Annotated in this window: 11 protein-coding genes and 1 CRISPR repeat array; of the genes, 7 read left to right on the top strand and 4 right to left on the bottom strand. The window is 73.7% G+C overall.

Annotation, left to right across the window (positions count from 1 at the left end):
- Positions 1-78: 78 nt before the first annotated feature.
- On the bottom strand, positions 79-3,132 hold the full coding sequence (locus OG711_RS26190) for a beta-N-acetylglucosaminidase domain-containing protein (protein ID WP_329564036.1): 3,054 nt from the start codon (positions 3,130-3,132) through the stop codon (positions 79-81).
- A gap of 453 nt (positions 3,133-3,585) precedes the next feature.
- On the opposite strand from OG711_RS26190, the gene OG711_RS26195 reads away from it, so the two are divergent.
- The 3 genes from OG711_RS26195 (at position 3,586) to OG711_RS26205 (ending at position 7,107) form a co-directional block, all read left to right on the top strand.
- Positions 3,586-3,999, top strand: coding sequence for a hypothetical protein (locus OG711_RS26195; protein ID WP_329560785.1), 414 nt, complete (start codon positions 3,586-3,588; stop codon positions 3,997-3,999).
- A 120-nt stretch (positions 4,000-4,119) separates the two neighbouring features.
- A CRISPR array of direct repeats spans positions 4,120-4,392; the repeat unit is 29 nt; unit sequence GTGTTCCCCGCAGGCGCGGGGGTGGTCCC.
- A 219-nt stretch (positions 4,393-4,611) separates the two neighbouring features.
- Positions 4,612-6,798: a 4-alpha-glucanotransferase gene (malQ, locus tag OG711_RS26200; RefSeq protein ID WP_329560787.1), complete on the top strand. Its 2,187-nt coding sequence runs from the start codon at positions 4,612-4,614 to the stop codon at positions 6,796-6,798.
- 123 nt (positions 6,799-6,921) lie between these two features.
- Complete coding sequence (locus OG711_RS26205; RefSeq protein ID WP_073794336.1) at positions 6,922-7,107, top strand: hypothetical protein; 186 nt, start codon at positions 6,922-6,924, stop codon at positions 7,105-7,107.
- Positions 7,108-7,271: 164 nt separating this feature from the next.
- Here the strand turns inward: OG711_RS26205 and OG711_RS26210 are convergent, their stop codons facing one another.
- The gene (locus OG711_RS26210; protein WP_329560789.1) at positions 7,272-7,847 is read right to left on the bottom strand and encodes a MarR family winged helix-turn-helix transcriptional regulator; all 576 of its coding nucleotides are present in this window, start codon (positions 7,845-7,847) and stop codon (positions 7,272-7,274) included.
- 164 nt (positions 7,848-8,011) lie between these two features.
- On the opposite strand from OG711_RS26210, the gene OG711_RS26215 reads away from it, so the two are divergent.
- A complete protein-coding gene (locus tag OG711_RS26215) occupies positions 8,012-8,950 on the top strand; it encodes an EamA family transporter (RefSeq protein WP_329560792.1) in 939 nt (312 codons plus the stop codon).
- Between the two features lie 925 nt (positions 8,951-9,875).
- Here OG711_RS26215 and pepN read toward each other — a convergent pair.
- Positions 9,876-12,443, bottom strand: coding sequence for an aminopeptidase N (gene pepN, locus OG711_RS26220; protein ID WP_329560794.1), 2,568 nt, complete (start codon positions 12,441-12,443; stop codon positions 9,876-9,878).
- 160 nt (positions 12,444-12,603) lie between these two features.
- On the opposite strand from pepN, the gene OG711_RS26225 reads away from it, so the two are divergent.
- Complete coding sequence (locus tag OG711_RS26225; protein WP_329560795.1) at positions 12,604-13,134, top strand: DUF1203 domain-containing protein; 531 nt, start codon at positions 12,604-12,606, stop codon at positions 13,132-13,134.
- A gap of 523 nt (positions 13,135-13,657) precedes the next feature.
- Here OG711_RS26225 and OG711_RS26230 read toward each other — a convergent pair.
- Positions 13,658-14,686, bottom strand: a complete 1,029-nt coding sequence (locus OG711_RS26230) for an aspartate-semialdehyde dehydrogenase (RefSeq protein WP_329560797.1) — start codon at positions 14,684-14,686, stop codon at positions 13,658-13,660.
- 363 nt (positions 14,687-15,049) lie between these two features.
- Here OG711_RS26230 and OG711_RS26235 point away from each other — a divergent pair, with 363 nt between their 5' ends.
- On the top strand, positions 15,050-15,592 hold the full coding sequence (locus tag OG711_RS26235) for a sigma-70 family RNA polymerase sigma factor (RefSeq protein WP_266518217.1): 543 nt from the start codon (positions 15,050-15,052) through the stop codon (positions 15,590-15,592).
- 1 nt (position 15,593) lies between these two features.
- The gene (locus OG711_RS26240) at positions 15,594-16,493 is read left to right on the top strand and encodes a hypothetical protein (RefSeq protein WP_329560799.1); all 900 of its coding nucleotides are present in this window, start codon (positions 15,594-15,596) and stop codon (positions 16,491-16,493) included.
- Positions 16,494-16,520: the final 27 nt, after the last annotated feature.

Raw genomic sequence — 16,520 nt, forward strand, 5'->3', positions numbered from 1 at the left:
CGGACAGACCTCACAAGCGCAAGCGAAGGCGACCCGCACAGGGAACAAGTGCGCCCAGCCGGACAGACGCCGTGACCCTCAAGGGCGAATCGCGTGGGCCGTGACCGACCAGAGGGAGTACCCGAAGCGCGTCCCGCGGCGGTCCATCTGGACACGAATGTGCCGGACATCCCGCGCGTCCATCCGGACGGACTCCGTCCCGCCCCGCCCGTCCGCGACGGTCGCGGCGGTACGCCACGTACGACCGTCGGACGACACCTGCACCCGGTACCGGGACGCGTGCACCTCCCACCGCAGCGAGACCATCCCGAGCCGCACCGGCTCGGCCAGCTCCATCTGCCACCACGCGTCGTCCTCCACGGGCGAGGACCACCGCGTCGCGGGGTCCCCGTCCACCACCGCGGCGGCCGGGAAGTCCGGGGTCTCGTCCCCGGAGGAACCGGCCCGCGCCCCGGCCGCGAGATCCGGACCGGCCGTACGGGGGAAGGCCCGGACGGTCAGCACCCGGGTCTCGCCGCCGAAGGACACGGCCACGTCGTACGTGCCGGAGGGGGTGTCCTTCGCCGCGGACACGCTCAGCGGCACGTCCAGCCGGGTACCGCGGGGAACGGTCGTCTCCTTGGGCACCCGGACCTCGATGCCCTCGGGCGCCCGCACGGTGATTTTGCCGCGCACCGCGGCGGGCCGCTGCGAGGTGAGCCGCACGGCGACCCGCGCCGGATCACCGCCGATCGCCACATCGGCCTCCTCGCGGGCCAGCGAGAACGCGGTGGCGCGGGTGTCGGCGTACCAGGGGACCAGATGGCGCACCCGGGACGGCTGCGGCCCGGAGACCCGCAGCGCCTCGGCCCGGAGGGCATCCGCACGCAGCTCCGTCCAGCCACCGCCACCGAGCTCGCCCACCCGCCGCCAGCCCGCCCCGGGCACCAGCGCCTCGACGGTCCCGGAGACGCCCTGTTCGGTGAGCACGGTCACGGCCAGCAGCTCGCGCGGACGGTCGAAGGGCACCGTCCGGCCGTCGCCGGAGCCCGTCGGGTCCGGCTCACGGGCCACCCCCGACCAGTGGTCGAAGGAGGTACGGGCCCGCTTCAGGAAGGGCTCCAGGACACCCGCTCCGACGGTCACCGTCGCGGCCTTCCGGGTCGCCGTCGCGAGGTCGAGGTCACGGGCCAGCGCCCAGGCCGCCGGACCGTCGCCCCGGTCCTGCGCGGCCAGCAGATCCAGCGCGGTGAGCCCGGCCGTGCCGTACCGGGCGAGCTGGTCGGCCCACGGCCGCACCTCCCCGTACAGCTCGGTGCCCGCGAGGTCGCGGGGCACCCGGGCCAGCTCCGTGAACGCGTCACGCAGGGCGCGTTCGGCCTTGTCGCGTTCCTTGCCGGGGGCCGGCCGGCTCCGCCAGTACGCGTCGATGACCGGACGCAGATACGCGGACTCCTCCGCCCCCAGCACCGATGACGCGTCGTGCGCGGCGAGCGCGGTGACGGCCGCCCGGGTCCGTTCCGTACCGCCCTCGGCCACCGCCGCGATCGCCGCCCGCCAGGACTCGCCCGGCCGGTACGCGCGGGGGTTCCACGCGAAGTCGGCGGCCGTGAACAGCGGGATGCGGGACGCCACCGGCTGCTGCATCGCGTTGCCGAGCAGCGCCGCCGAACCGCCCGCGACGGCCGGCTCCCGGCCCAGATAGGGGCCGAGGAAGACCCGGTCCCGGGCGAAGTCGTTCACCGGGTAGTTGTCCATGGTGACCAGCGGGTGCCCGAACGCGGCCCGCGCCCCGGAGAGTTCCCGGCCCGTGATGGTGCGGGGCACCACCCCGACCCCGGTCCATACGATCTCCACCTTGCCGCCGGGCCGCGCGGAGCGGTCCAGTTCGGCGGCGAGCGCGCGGCGGTAGGGGGTCGCGCCGTCCTGGTAGTACTCCGTCGGCATCAGCGACAGCGGCGCCGAGCCGGGGTAGCGGTCGGCGAGGTACCCGGCGACCGTGTTGGCGACCCGGGCATGGGCCTGCGCCGCCGCCTCGGGCCCGGAGCCGAACGCGCGGGCGTCCCGGGCGCAGTGCCACTCGCTGTAGCTGACGTCCTGGAACTGGAGCTGGAAGGCGCGGAAGCCCAGCGCCCACATGGCGTCCATCTTGCGGGTGAGCGCCTTGACGTCGGCGTCGGACGACAGACACATGCCCTGCCCGGGAGCCACCGCCCAGCCGAGGGTGACATGCCCGCGCTCCGCCCGGTCGGCCAGCTCGCGGAACATGGCGCGCTGCTCCGCCGGGTACGGCTCCCGCCAGCGCGCCTGACGGTAGAGGTCGTCCCCGGACGCGTACAGATAGCGGTTCTGCTTGGTGCGGCTGAGGAAGTCGACCTGGTCGAGACGCTGTTCCCGGGTCCACGGGGTGCCGTAGAAGCCCTCGGTCATCCCGCGCACGGCCGAACCGGGCCAGTCCCGGACCGCGACGGAGGCGATCCGGCGCCCCTCGACGAGCTGACGCAGTGTCTGCGCGGCGTGGAACTGGCCGTCCTCGCCGGTCCCCGCGAGCACCACGGTGTCCCGGCCGCTGTCCCGGCCGACCGCGAGCCGGTAGCCGCCGGACGGCATGTCGCCGCGCGCGGGCGTGCCGAGAGCGCGCAGCGTGGCGTCCAGCCGCGCCTCGAAGCTGCCGCCGCCCAGCGGACCTACCCCGGTGTCCTGCCCGAGGCGCACCACCAGGGCGGGCGCGGCGGGCAGCGGGTCGTCCGCGGCGGTCCGGGTCACCCGCCGGGCGCCCGCGTCGGTGAGCATCCCGGTCAGCGTGTCCACGGCCCGCTCGTCGGTGCCGTCACCGGTCACGAGGACCACGTCGTCCCCGATCCGGGCGGACGCCTTGCCGGGGCGCAGATACTGCGGTCGCGGCCATACGTCGGGCACCGGCCCGGCCTTCACACGTTCGCCGGGCGTCAGCGCGGAGGCGCCGGAGACCCCGGGTACGGGCGCGGGGGCCGTCGCGCCGCTCGCACCGGGGGCGTTGCCGGTCTGCTGCGGGACGCCGCCGGGCGTGGCGCCGACGGGCGCGCCGGACTGCTCGGCGGGTCCGGCGGCGGTCGGACCGTTCGACGCCACCGGGCCGAAGGCGCTGGGGCCGCCGCCGAGGGCGCCCGCCATGACGGCCACGGCCAGGGCCCCCGCCTTTGTCCTGAGTCTCACCGCGTCCGCCCTTTCCCGAGGCCACCGGGCCGCACACCCTGTCGGCGCGACAGCGTGCCCGCCGGTCGGCGGTGCCGGTCGCGACGAGGGGACCCGGCCGCCCGAAGCGTCACCGACCACACCACTCGGCGGGGGAGGTGTCAACGTCCTTGGCCGTTGTGCCCCGATTGCCCGGACTGTGAGGTGTCCGGCGCGCGCTGACGGAACATCGGTCCGGGGTCTCATACGTCGGCGGGAGCGTGTTTGTTCGACGGCCGCCCGGACGGTGTCCCGATGTGACCGGGAACACGGTCCTCATCGGCCACGTCTGTACCGGCTCGCTCTGGGTAGGTGTGCCGGGATCACGGCTCCTCGTGCTGCGGCGACCGGCGCGGACCGGGCGGGCCCACGACGTACGCGAAGGAGACCGTCATGGCAGCATCGGCCCATCTTCTGCTTTCCGCCCTGGCCCCCCGCCCCGAAGCCCGCACGGGCCGTGGGGGCCCGTCCGGGCCGCGCACGCCGGATCCCACGGCCGTGGCCACCGAGGCCCGCTCCAAGCCGGTGCTGCGGGTCGTCCCGGCGCTGCCGGGGCAGACTCCCGCGCCCGACGACGACAGCCGGGATACCGGGGCGCGGGTGACGCGGGACGGCCGCCGTCCCGCCCGTGCGGCGGCCCCCGAGGGCCTGTCCCCGTACCCGGCGCCCGCGCCCCTGACCAGCGAACCCCCGCTCGCCGACACCGTCCCCCTGACCAGCGAGTCCCCCTACACCGGAACCCTCCCGCTCACCAGCGAGCCCTCGACCCCCACGACGGCCTACGGCCAGGACCCCTCGGTGGCGTAGCGGGGCCGCCCGCCCGTACCCCCGTCACTCGGCCGGTTCCGTTGCCGCAAGCAGTGTGGGAGTGTGATGCGACCGAAGGAAAACGGCCCGACTTCCTGAAAGACCCCCAGGTCGGGAAGGGTGTTCCCCGCAGGCGCGGGGGTGGTCCCCCGATGTCAACGGTGAGGACTTCCGCTCCGTGGTGTTCCCCGCAGGCGCGGGGGTGGTCCCATTCTCGGCGGGACGACCGCGCTCGTCGTCCTGTGTTCCCCGCAGGCGCGGGGGTGGTCCCGTGACACTGGAGGTCACCCTGGTCGGCCCCCTGTGTTCCCCGCAGGCGCGGGGGTGGTCCCCGTACGCAGCGCGGACCAGCGACGAAGAGGCCGTGTTCCCTGCAGGCGCGGGGGTGGTCCGCCGAACGCGTCGATCTGCGCGATGGCCAGGTCGTGGTCCCCGCACACGCGGGGGTGAGCACCAAGCGGTCCAGTTCCGGTACGACCCCCTCCGGCCGGGGTACCGGGTCCCCCGGCGCGCTCGGGTCCGTTCCGCGCTGATCGGACATGATCAAGGTAATTTCGTTCGCATTCGGTGAGATCTCGCCAGATCCATCCTGATCCGAACGAAAGGCACCGGATGACCCTTGCCCGGCTCGCCGCCCTGTACTCGGTCGACACCTCGTACTCCCCGTCCCCCGGCCGTACGGTCACCGTGGCGGAGAGCGCGGTCCGCGCGGCCCTCGCCGCGCTCGGGGTGGACGCCGACGGCCCCGGCGCCGTCGCGCACGCCCTCGCCCGGCGCGAGACGGAACTGCGGGAGCGGCTGCTGCCGCCCACGCTCGTCTGGTGGCCGGGCCGTGTCCCCGAGGCGCTGGCCGCCCTCCCGCCCGGCACCCGGGTGGACGTCGTCCCGGAACCGGACGCGGACGCCGCCCCACGCGGACCGCACACGTCCGCCCCGCCGCCCGGCGGCCACGCCCCGATCAGCTGGACGATTCCCGCCGCGGGCGCCCCCGCCCCGGAGCCGCCCCCCGGAGTGCCGTACGGGGTGCACCCGCTGACCGCGACCACCCCCGACGGCCGCACCGCGCGGGTGAACCTCGTCCTCGCCCCCGCGCGGGCCCCCGCCCCCGGCCCCCGCGCGTACGGGTTCCTCGTCCAGCTCTACTCGCTGCTGTCGCGGCGCTCCTGGGGCATGGGCGACCTGGGTGACCTCGGGGAACTCGCCGCCTGGGCGGGCCGCTCGCTCGGCGCCGGATTCGTCCAGGTGAACCCGCTGCACGCCGCCGTGCCCGGTACCCCCACCGACCCGTCCCCCTACCGGCCCGCGTCCCGCCGGTTCCCCGACCCCGTCCATCTGCGGATCGAGGACGTCCCCGAGTACGCGTACCTGGACCCCGCCGCCCGCCGCCGCGCCGATGAACTCGCCGCCCGTGCCGCGAAGCTGCGCGCCGGGGTGCTCGACGGGGACGCCCGGATCGACCGGGACGCCGTATGGGAGCTCAAGCGCGCGGCGCTCGAACTGGTCCTGGACGTACCGCTCGGCCCCGGACGGCTCGCCGCGTACCGGGAGTTCCTGGCACGTGAGGGGCGGGCGCTGGAGGACCACGCCACGTGGTGCGCCCTGGTGGAGCGGTACGGACCCGACCGGACCGGCTGGCCCGCCGGGCTGGACGACCCCCGCTCACCAGGGACCGCGCGGGCCCGTGGCGAACTGCGGGACCGCTACGACTTCCACCGCCGGGCGGCCTGGCTGACCGACTGCCAGCTCGCCGCCGCGCAGCGGGCCGCGCGGGACGCGGGCATGCCGGTGGGCCTGGTCCACGACCTCGCCGTCGGCGTCCACCCCGACGGCTCCGACACCTGGGCCCGGCCGGACGGCTTCGCCGCCGGGATGTCCGTCGGCGCGCCCCCCGACGCGTTCAACGAACGGGGCCAGGACTGGGGTCTGCCGCCCTGGCGCCCCGACCGGCTCGCCGCCGAGGGCTACGCGTCCTACCGGATGCTGCTGCGCGCGCTGTTCCGGCACGCGGGCGCCCTGCGCATCGACCATGTGATGGGCCTGTTCCGGCTGTGGTGGGTCCCCGAGGGCAGCCCCCCGGCCGACGGTACGTACGTCCGCTACGACGCCGACGCGATGCTCGCCGTGCTGGTCCTGGAGGCCGACCGGGCCGGGGCCCTCGTCATCGGGGAGGACCTCGGCACGGTGGAGCCGGGCGTCCGCGAGACGCTGCGGGAACGCGGGGTGCTGGGCACGTCGGTGCTGTGGTTCGAACGCGACTGGGCGGGCACCGGCCGACCGCTGCCGCCGGACGCGTGGCGCGCCGACTGCCTGGCCACCGCCACCACCCACGACCTGCCGTCCACCGCCGCCCGGCTCACCGGCGCCGACACCGGACTGCGGCACTCGCTGGGGCTGCTGGCCCGCCCGCTCGCCGAGGAACGCGCCGCGGCCGAGGGGGAGCTGGCCGAATGGCTGGAGCTCTTCGTCCGGCTCGGTCTGCTGACACCGGACGGGGGCGGCGCCGATCCTGGCGGGGACGGGGGCGGCGACTCGTACGGGGACGGGGACGAACAGGAGCGGGTCCGCGCGGTGCACCGGTTCCTGCTGCGGACCCCGGCCCGGCTCGTGGGTGTCTGGCTGCCGGACACGGTCGGGGACCGCCGTCCGCAGAACCTCCCCGGTACCTGGGCCGAGTACCCGAACTGGCGGTTGCCGCTGGCAGGCGCGGACGGACGGCCGGTCAGCCTGGAGGACCTGGCGGCCTCGCCCCGGCTGCGCGCGCTGGCCGATGTGCTGCGCGGGACCCCCGGTGACGGGTGACTGACGAGGCCGCTCCGGCGTGTACGGGACCCCGGGCGCGCGTGGCGTCCGGGCGTTCGCTACGTTGGCACCGTGAAGAAGAACGCCCTGCGCGCCGGCGCCCTGGCCTCCGGCACGACGCTGATGATGCTGCTCATGTCGTCCCCCGCGCTCGCGCTGACCCGCGACGACGGTGACGACCCGGCTCCCCGCCTGAGCGTCGTGGAGACGCTGGGGCTCTTCGTGGTCACCCCGATCGTGCTGTTCCTGGTGATCGCCGGTCTGGTGATGGTGGCCGACCGGCCCGCCAAGCAGCCGAAGCAGGGCTGACCTCCGCCGACTCCGCCACGAGGGCGGCGACCGCGTTCCGGCGCGGTCGCCGCCCTCGTGCTGCGTGGGCCCGGGTACGGGGCCCAGGTGCGGGACTGGGCGCGGGCCCGGGTGCGAGTCCCAGCGTGGGGCCGGGCATGGGACGGCTGGGCGTGAGGCCCGGCTCAGCCCTTCTCCCGGCCTGTGTCCGCCCCCGCCCCCGTGTCCTTGTCCGAGTCCGCGCCGCCCGGCTCCTCGGCCCGCGCGAGCAGTGGACGCAGCAGCGCGGCCAGTTCCTCCGCCTGGCTGTCGTCGAGGACGGACAGATGCGCGCGCTGGATGTCGAGCCCGGCGACGACCGCCCGGTCCACCAGCGCGAGCCCTTCCTCCGTCAGGCTCACCCGTAGCCCCCGCCGGTCGTGCGGATCGGGCGCGCGGCGCAGCAGTCCGGCCCGCTCCAGCTTGTCCAGCCGCCCCGTCATGCCCCCGGTCGTCAGCATCAGCGTCGCGGAGAGCTGCCGGGGGGAGAGCGTGTACGGCTCCCCTGATCTGCGCAGGGTGCCCAGGACGTCGAACTCGCCGCGGCTGATGCCGTAGCGCTCGTACGCCTTCTCCATCTTGTCGGTCACGGCACGGGACAGCCGGAAGACCCGGCCGAACACCTCCATGGCCCGGGTGTCGAGTTCGGGCCGCGTCCTGGCCCACTGGCCGATGATCGCGTCGACGGGGTCCGGCGGGGGCGCCGGGGGGAGCTGGTTCATGGGGGAATTATCGACGAGCGGTCGCTTGCTTGTAAACGAGCTGCTTCCCGAAAAGTGAATTAGTGGCGAGAGGCTTGACTAGAAGTAGCTTACGGCTAATCTACTTATGTGCGAGCGACCGTCGCTCGTACGGGCCGACCGGCCACGCTCCCCGGGGGGACGCCATGAACCGCACCGCCACCATCGCCCTCACCGCGCTCGCCCCCGTCTCCTGGGGCTCCACCTACGCGGTGACCACGGAGTTCCTGCCACCCGACCGCCCCCTGTTCACCGGGCTGATGCGGGCACTGCCCGCCGGACTCGCCCTCCTCGCGATCACCCGGCTGCTGCCCACCGGGGCCTGGTGGTGGAAGTCCGCGGTGCTCGGCGCGCTGAACATCGGGGTCTTCTTCCCCCTGCTGTTCCTCTCCGCGTACCGGCTGCCCGGGGGGATGGCCGCGGTCGTCGGGTCGCTCGGACCGCTGTTCGTCGCCGGGTTCGCCGCGCTGCTGCTCTCCGAGCGGCCCACCACCCGGACGCTGCTCACCGGGATCGCGGCGGCGCTCGGGGTGAGTCTCGTGGTGCTCAGGGCGACCGGGTCCTTCGACACGATCGGGGTCGCCGCGGCTGTCGGCTCCAGCCTTTCGATGTCGGCGGGGGTCGTGCTCACGAAGCGGTGGGGGCGGCCCGCGGGGGTGGGGCCGCTGGCGCTCACCGGATGGCAGCTGGCCTGGGGCGGGCTGCTGATGGCTCCGCTCGCCCTCGCGGTCGAGGGCGCGCCGCCCGCGCTCGACGGGCGGGCCGTCGCCGGGTACCTGTATCTGGCGGTCGCGAACACGGCGATCGCGTACTGGCTGTGGTTCCGGGGGATCGGGACGCTGTCCGCCACGCAGGTGACGTTCCTCGGACCGCTGTCGCCGCTGACCGCGGCGGTGATCGGGTGGATCGCGTTGGGGGAGGCGCTGACGCCGCTTCAGGTGGTGGGAATGGGGGTCGCGTTCGCCGCGACGGTTGCCGGTCAAGTGACCGTCCGCCCTCGTTCGACCCGTACCCCGTCGGTTGCTGCCCCGGGCGCCGAGGTTCCGGCCGTCCCGAAGCGGTCTGACCTGCGGGTCGCGCCATAGGTACCTGTGCGGGTCGCCTTCGCTTGCGCTTCTCAGGTCTGTCCGGCTGGGCGTACTTCGTTCCTGTGCCGTCGCCCGTGGGGTGCGCAGTTCCCCGCGCCCCTTTGGGGCGCATCCGGTCGGTTCTTCGGGTCGGTGCCGGTCGGGATTCTCCGTCCTCGCTCCAACGCGCTCGGTCGGACATCCCCCTTGCCCGACTGAAGAGCATCGGAGTCTGCGGGCAGAGATTCCCGCCCACCCCCTCCCGCAGCCATGCGACTGCGCGAGGAGGGGGGACAAGCAACAGCAAGGGGCTGAGGGCCCCTTCAGGGGCGCGGGGAACTGCGCACCCACGGAGTACCCGCACGGGAACAAGTAAGCCCAGGTGGGGAACCCCAGGGGCGCGGGGAACTGCGCGAGCAACCAGGGACCACCCGCACCCGAACGGGAACCGTAAGGGGCGCAACCTAGGGGGCGCGGGGAACTGCGCAAAAGACGAGGGCGGACCCGCACCCGAAGAGCGACCGCAACGGGGCAGCATCCAGGGGCGCGGGGAACTGCGCACCCCTGTCCGACCCGCACGGGAACAAGTACGCCCAGGTATGGAACCCCAGGGGCGCGGGGAACTGCGCGAGCAACCAGGGACCATCCGCACCCGAACGGGAACCGTAAGGGGCGCAACCTAAGGGGCGCGGGGAACTGCGCAAAGGACGAGGGCGGACCCGCACCCGGAGAGCGACCGCAATGGGGCAGCATCCAGGGGCGCGGGGAACTGCGCACCCACGGACGACCCGCACAGGGACAAGTGGGCCCACCCGGACGGACCTCACAAGCGCGAGCGAAGGCGACCCGCACAGGAAACCCGGGGGACGGGGGACCGGAACCCCCGGACGCGGAACCCCGGGGCCGGGCACCGGAGGGGTGACCGGCCCCGGGGAGGGCGGGGTTACGCCGATGCGTCGGCGGACTGCGCCCGCAGGGCCCGCTCGACCCCCGACTTCGCCTCGGAAACGAGGCGGAGCAACGACGCCCCGGGCCCAGCGGCAGCGCCCCACGCGTCGGTGGCCTCAACGGTCCCCGAAGACACCTGGAGCACGGGGTACAGCCCCACCACCACCTGCTGGGCCATCTCGTGCGAACGGGACTCCCAGACGCCCTTCACCGCGGCGAAGTACTTCTCCGTGTAGGGAGCCAGCAGCTCACGCTGATCCGTCTGCACGAAGCCCGCGATCACCGCTTCCTGCACCGCGTTGGGCAGCTGGTCCGACTCCACGACGGACGCCCACGCCTCGGCCTTCGCCTCCGCCGTGGGCCGCGCGGCCCGCGCGGCAGCCGCGTGCCGCTCACCCGCGGCCGTCCGGTCCCGCTCGTACTCCGCGGAGATCTCCGCCTCGTCGAACCGGCCCACCGCCGCGAGCCGCTGCACCAGCGCCCACCGCAGCTCGGTGTCGACGGCCAGCCCCTCGATCGTCCGCGTACCGTCCAGCAGCGCCTCCAGCAGATCGAGCTGCTCGGGCGTACGGGCGGTCGCCGCGAAGGCCCGCGCCCACGCCAGCTGATGGTCGCCGCCCGCCTCGGCGGCCCGCAGATGCGCCAGCGTCGCGTCGGTCCAGCGGGTCAGCCCCGCCTCCCGCCAGGACGGCGCCGCGTACAGGTCCAGCGCGAGCTTGACCTGCCGCTGGAGCGACTGGACGACCCCGATGTCGGACTCCTTCGCGATCCCCGAGAGCACCAGCTCCAGATACTCGCGCGCCGGCAGCTCCGCGTCCCGCGTCATGTCCCACGCCGACGCCCAGGACAGCGCCCGGGGCAGCGACTCGGCGAAGTCGCCCAGGTGCTCGGTGACGAACGCCAGCGACGCCTCGTCGAGCCGGACCTTCGCGTACGACAGGTCGTCGTCGTTGAGCAGCACGACCGCCGGCCGCGCCTTGCCGACCAGCTGCGGTACGTCGGTCAGCTCGCCGTCCACGTCCAGCTCGACCCGCTCACCGCGCACCAGCTTGCCCGCGCCGTCCAGGTCGTAGAAACCGACCGCGATCCGGTGCGGGCGCAGCGTCGGCTCGCCCTTCGCCCCGGCGGGCAGCGCGGGTGCCTCCTGACGGACCGCGAAGGAGGTGATCACCCCGTCCGCGCCGGTGGAGATCTCGGGCCGCAGGATGTTGATCCCGGCGGTCTCCAGCCACAGCTTGGACCAGTTCTTCAGATCACGGCCGGAGGTCTCCTCCAGCGCGCCCAGCAGGTCCGACAGCCGGGTGTTGCCGTACGCGTGCGCCTTGAAGTACTTCTGCACGCCCTTGAAGAACTCGTCCATGCCGACATAGGCGACGAGCTGCTTGAGGACGGAGGCGCCCTTCGCGTACGTGATGCCGTCGAAGTTGACGATGACATCGTCCAGATCGCTGATCTCCGCCATGATCGGATGCGTCGACGGCAGCTGGTCCTGCCGGTACGCCCATGTCTTCATCGAGTTCGCGAACGTCGTCCACGAGTGCGGCCAGCGCGAACCCGGCGCGTACGCCTGGCAGGCGATCGACGTGTACGTGGCGAACGACTCGTTCAGCCACAGGTCGTTCCACCACTCCATGGTGACCAGGTCACCGAACCACATGTGCGCCAGCTCGTGGAGGATCGTCTCCGCGCGGACCTCGTACGCCGCGTCCGTCACCTTCGAGCGGAACACGTACTGGTCGCGGATGGTCACCGCGCCCGCGTTCTCCATCGCGCCCGCGTTGAACTCCGGCACGAAGAGCTGGTCGTACTTCGCGAACGGGTACGCGTAGTCGAACTTCTCCTGGAACCACTCGAAGCCCTGACGGGTCACGTCGAAGATCGCGTCCGCGTCCAGGAACTCCGCGAGCGACGGACGGCAGTAGATGCCGAGCGGCACGGACTGCCCGTCCTTCTCGTACACACTGTGCACCGCGTGGTACGGGCCCACGATCAGCGCCGTGATGTACGTCGAGATACGCGGGGTCGGCTCGAAGACCCACACGTCGTCCTTGGGCTCCGGCGTCGGCGAGTTGGAGATCACCGTCCACCCGGCGGGCGCCTTCACGGTGAACTGGAACGCGGCCTTCAGGTCCGGCTGCTCGAACGACGCGAACACCCGCCGCGCGTCCGGCACCTCGAACTGCGTGTACAGATACGCCTGCTGGTCCACCGGGTCCACGAAGCGGTGCAGACCCTCACCGGTGTTCGTGTACGCGCAGTCCGCGACCACACGCAGCTCGTTGCGCCCCGCCAGCAGCCCCGGCAGGGTGATCCGCGAGTCGGCGAAGACGGCCGCCGGGTCGAGCGCGGTGCCGTTCAGCACCACCTCGTGGACCTCGGGGGCGACCAGGTCGATGAAGGTCTCCGCGTCCGCCTCGGCGGAGTCGAAACGGACCGTCGTCACCGACCGGTACGTCCCGCCCTCCTGGGCGCCGCCGAGATCGAGATCGATCCCGTACGAGTCCACGGTGAGCAGCGCGGCGCGGCGCTGCGCCTCTTCGCGGGTCAGGTTCGTGCCAGGCACGCGGTCATCTCCTAGGTCGCATGACGTATTCGTGACGTTTCCCGTCATCCTTCCATGCGCCGCCGGGCGATCGCCCTGGGATATCGGGCCGTCCGCGCGCGTCGGGCACGAGGTCCGGATTCCGCCGGAAACCCGCTGGTGGGGGAGGCACGCTGAGGGCATGACCATGACCACGACCACTTCGCGCCCGCGCCACCCCGCCCACCCCATCGACCCGGCCACCCTGACGCAGCTGAGGGCCGCTGATGACGCCGGACACGCGTGCGAGGCGTACACCGACGAGGAGGGCGGGGCGCCGCTGCGGTGCTGTCTGCGGCGCAGCCGCCCCGGTGAGTCCGTCGCGCTAGTGTCGTACGCGCCGCTGCGGCGCTGGGCCGCCGAGCGCTGGGCCCGTCCCGGGGCGTACGACGAGCAGGGGCCCGTCTTCATCCACGCGGAGGACTGCGGGGGGCCCGTGGCCGGTGCGGCCGGGTATCCGTTCGCCCGGCCCGGGGCGCTGCGGGTGCTGCGGCGCTACGACGCGGACGGGCGGATCACCGGAGGACGGTTCATGGAGATCCCCCAGGAGCCGACCCCCGCTCTCGACGAGGCACTGGACGAGGCGTTCGCGGACCCGGCGGTGGCCCTGGTCCAGCTGAGAGCAGCGGAACACGGCTGCCTGCTCTTCACCATCCACCGCCCCCACCCCTGACCCGCCCCCGCCCAGTTCCCCGCGCCCGGTCAACCCCAGGCGCGCGGGGAACCGCGCGAAACCACCGAGTACCGCACAGGAACAAGCACGATCAGCCGGGAACCCCAGGCGCGCGGGGAACCGCGCGAAGCCGACCGGAACCCGCACAGCGACGGAACCACCCACGGGTGGCCCCAAAGGGGCGCGGGGAACTGCGCGAAACCACCGAGTACCGCACAGGAACAAGCACGATCAGCCGTGGAACCCCAGGGGCGCGGGGAACTGCGCAAAACGGACCGGTACCCGCACAGCGACGGAACCATCCACGGGTGGCCCCAAAGGGGCGCGGGGAACTGCGCGAAACCACCGAGTACCGCACAGGAACAAGCACGATCAGCCGGGGAACCCCAGGGGCGCGGGGAACTGCGCGAAGCCGACCGGAACCCGCGCAGCGACGGAACCACCCACGGGTGGAACCCACAGACACGGGCACCGGACCGACCACGGGGACCCGGAACAGCTACGGGCCCCCGCACGGGCCCCGCTACGACGAAAGGCTGGCGGCAACCAGCTCCGCGATCTGCACAGCGTTCAGCGCAGCGCCCTTGCGGAGGTTGTCGTTGGAGACGAACAGCGCCAGCCCGTGCGCGACGGTCTCGTCGTCCCGGATACGCCCCACGTACGACGCGTCCCGCCCCGCGGCCTGAAGCGGCGTGGGGATCTCGGACAGCACCACCCCGGGCGCCCCGCCCAGCAGCTCGTACGCGCGCTCCACACTGATCGGCCGCGCGAACCTCGCGTTGATCTGGAGCGAGTGCCCCGAGAAGACCGGCACCCGCACACAGGTCCCGGACACCTTCAGCTCCGGGATCTCCAGGATCTTGCGGGACTCGTGCCGCAGCTTCTGCTCCTCGTCGGTCTCGAAGGAACCGTCGTCCACGACGCTCCCGGCGAGGGGCACGACGTTGAACGCGATGGGCCGCTGGTAGACCGCGGGCTCGGGGAAGTCCACGGCGTCCCCGTCGTGCGTGAGCTTGTCCGCGTCGGCCACGACCTTCTGCACCTGTCCGTGCAGCTCGGCGACCCCGGCGACCCCGGACCCGGACACCGCCTGGTACGTCGCCACGACCACCGCTTCGAGCCCGGCCTCCTCGTGCAGCGGACGCAGTACGGGCATCGCGGCCATCGTGGTGCAGTTCGGGTTGGCGATGATCCCCTTGGGCCGGTCGGCGATCGCGTGCGGGTTCACCTCGGACACCACCAGGGGCACCCCGGGGTCCCGCCGCCACGCGGAGGAGTTGTCGATCACGACGGCGCCCTGCGCGGCGACCTTCTCCGCGAGCGCGCGGGAGGTCGCGCCGCCCGCGGAGAACAGCACGATGTCCAGATCGCTGTAGTCGGCGGTGGCGGCGTCCTCGACGGTGACCGCGGTGCCCTTCCAGTCGATCGTGGAACCGGCGGACCGGGCCGAGGCGAACAGGCGCAGCACGCCGACCGGGAAGTCCCGCTCGGCGAGCACCTTGCGCATGACCGTGCCCACCTGACCGGTGGCTCCGACGATTCCGATCCTCACGGTGACTCCTTCTGGGTGCTGTGCCCCGGGGCGTCGGCTGCCCGCCCGGGTGTACTACGGCGTCCGTACCGCGCTGTACGGGGATTCTGAGGTGTTTCGTCCCCGTACGTACACCTCTGCTGACGTACAAGGACGGCCGAACGGTTCCATGATGCGTCTGTCCACGTCCCGTGTGTCCAATCCAGCGTCCCTCTTCCCGGGAAGTGGGACGCCCGGTCACTCCGCAGCGCCCGGGTCCCACCTTCCGTGCGCGCGGACCGGGCGGAGAACCCGTTCGAACGTTTCCGTGTCCTCCGGCGTCATAGGAGCGACACAGGGCCCGGGGGACCCCGGAGCGCGGGGCGAGGGGAGGAGCGGCCATTGCTGTGGCGACGAGTCCGGGACACGGTCCGGGAGCCGTCCCGGGAGACCGCCCGGGACGCGGACCCGCTGGACGCGGCACAGGAGGACCGGGTACGCGCGGTCCTGGCGCTCGGGGGAGTGCCGCGGTCGGACCTGCCGGACGGGGTGCAGCAGGTCCGGCTGCGGCTGCTGGAGCGCGCGGCGAAGGGGCAGGAGGCACCCCGTGACGTGGCGGCGTGGGCCGCCGTGGTCGCCTCCAACCTCGCGATGGACTGGCACCGCTCCAGACGCCGTCAGGAACGCGTCGGTGAACGTCTCGCCTCGCTGCCCGCCGAGCAGCCGGGCGGCGGCGAGGACACCCGGGTCCTGTCGGTCGCCCTCGCCCAGGGGCTGGACGGCCTCCCGGACAGCCAGCGCCAGGTGATCGTGCTGCGCTTCTACGCCGACCTGCCGGTACGGGAGATCGCGGACCGGCTCGGCGTCCCGGAGGGCACGGTCAAGAGCAGGCTGTACACGGCGGTACGGGCCCTGCGCGCGCGGCTGCACGAGGACGAGGTGGTGTGAGATGACCGAGGAGCTGCCCCACGACGACGTACTGATGTCGGCGATCCTGGACGAGCCCCTGCCCCCCGGACGGTCCGCCGATCCGGCGACCGCCGCCGCCCATCGCGCGGCCGTCGCCGACCTCGCCGAACTCCGCGCCGGACTCCGGCTCCTGGGCGACACCCTCGCCCGCGACCCGTCCCCCGACCCGGCCTCGGACCCTTCCGGTGCCGCCGGTCCCTCCGACCCGCCCCCCGACCCGTCCTCCGCCCCGTCCTCCGGCACGGCCCCGACCCCGGACCCGGAGGCGCCCCCCGTCCCCACTCCCGCCCCCGCCGCGTCCAGAGCCCCCCGCCCCGCGTCCCGTCGCCCGCCCGGCCGGCGGGACGGTCGCCGGATCGCCCGGCGGTTCGCGGTCGGCGTCTCGGCGCTGACCTGTGTCGCCGCGCTGGCGGCCGGGGTGAGCTGGCTGAACGCGACGGGCGGTCTCGGCGCGAGCTCCGAGAGCGCCAAGGCCGCCGGGGAGCCGGCCACGCGACCGCTCCCGTCGGACGCGGACCGCAAGGGCGACAACGCCTCGCTCGGCCCGGAGGGCTTCGTCGCCTGCTCGCGTCTCATCTTCGAGGGGACGGTCACCCGGGTGGAACCCGTCCCGGGCGCCCCGCGCGACCGGATCACCCTGGACGTCGAGCGGCACTACAAGCCGGACAAGGGACCAGGGCGCATCACCGTCACCATGGACCACGACGTCGACCCCCGGCTGACGCCCGGTCAGCGCACCCTCATCAGCGTCCCGAAGGGCGAGGACCACCCCGACAACTGGGCCACCGGCGAGGACATGGCGGAACTGCGTGAGCTGGTCGTAGGGGCGCTGCCCGGCGCGAAGGCGATCGAGTGCGACGGCGCCGGACCACGCGGCTGACCGGGGGCCGCGAGGCTCGGGACACGG

It is taken from the genome of Streptomyces uncialis, from assembly GCF_036250755.1.
Lineage (GTDB): Bacteria > Actinomycetota > Actinomycetes > Streptomycetales > Streptomycetaceae > Streptomyces > Streptomyces uncialis.

What these genes read in the sequence shown, in the direction of transcription:
- OG711_RS26190 (WP_329564036.1), bottom strand. Translation starts at nt 3,132, where the DNA reads ATGGCGGGCGCCCTCGGCGGCGGCCCCAGCGCCTTCGGCCCGGTGGCG.
- OG711_RS26195 (WP_329560785.1), top strand. Translation starts at nt 3,586, where the DNA reads ATGGCAGCATCGGCCCATCTTCTGCTTTCCGCCCTGGCCCCCCGCCCC.
- malQ (WP_329560787.1), top strand. Translation starts at nt 4,612, where the DNA reads ATGACCCTTGCCCGGCTCGCCGCCCTGTACTCGGTCGACACCTCGTAC.
- OG711_RS26205 (WP_073794336.1), top strand. Translation starts at nt 6,922, where the DNA reads ATGATGCTGCTCATGTCGTCCCCCGCGCTCGCGCTGACCCGCGACGAC.
- OG711_RS26210 (WP_329560789.1), bottom strand. Translation starts at nt 7,847, where the DNA reads ATGAACCAGCTCCCCCCGGCGCCCCCGCCGGACCCCGTCGACGCGATC.
- OG711_RS26215 (WP_329560792.1), top strand. Translation starts at nt 8,012, where the DNA reads ATGAACCGCACCGCCACCATCGCCCTCACCGCGCTCGCCCCCGTCTCC.
- OG711_RS26225 (WP_329560795.1), top strand. Translation starts at nt 12,604, where the DNA reads ATGACCATGACCACGACCACTTCGCGCCCGCGCCACCCCGCCCACCCC.
- OG711_RS26240 (WP_329560799.1), top strand. Translation starts at nt 15,594, where the DNA reads ATGACCGAGGAGCTGCCCCACGACGACGTACTGATGTCGGCGATCCTG.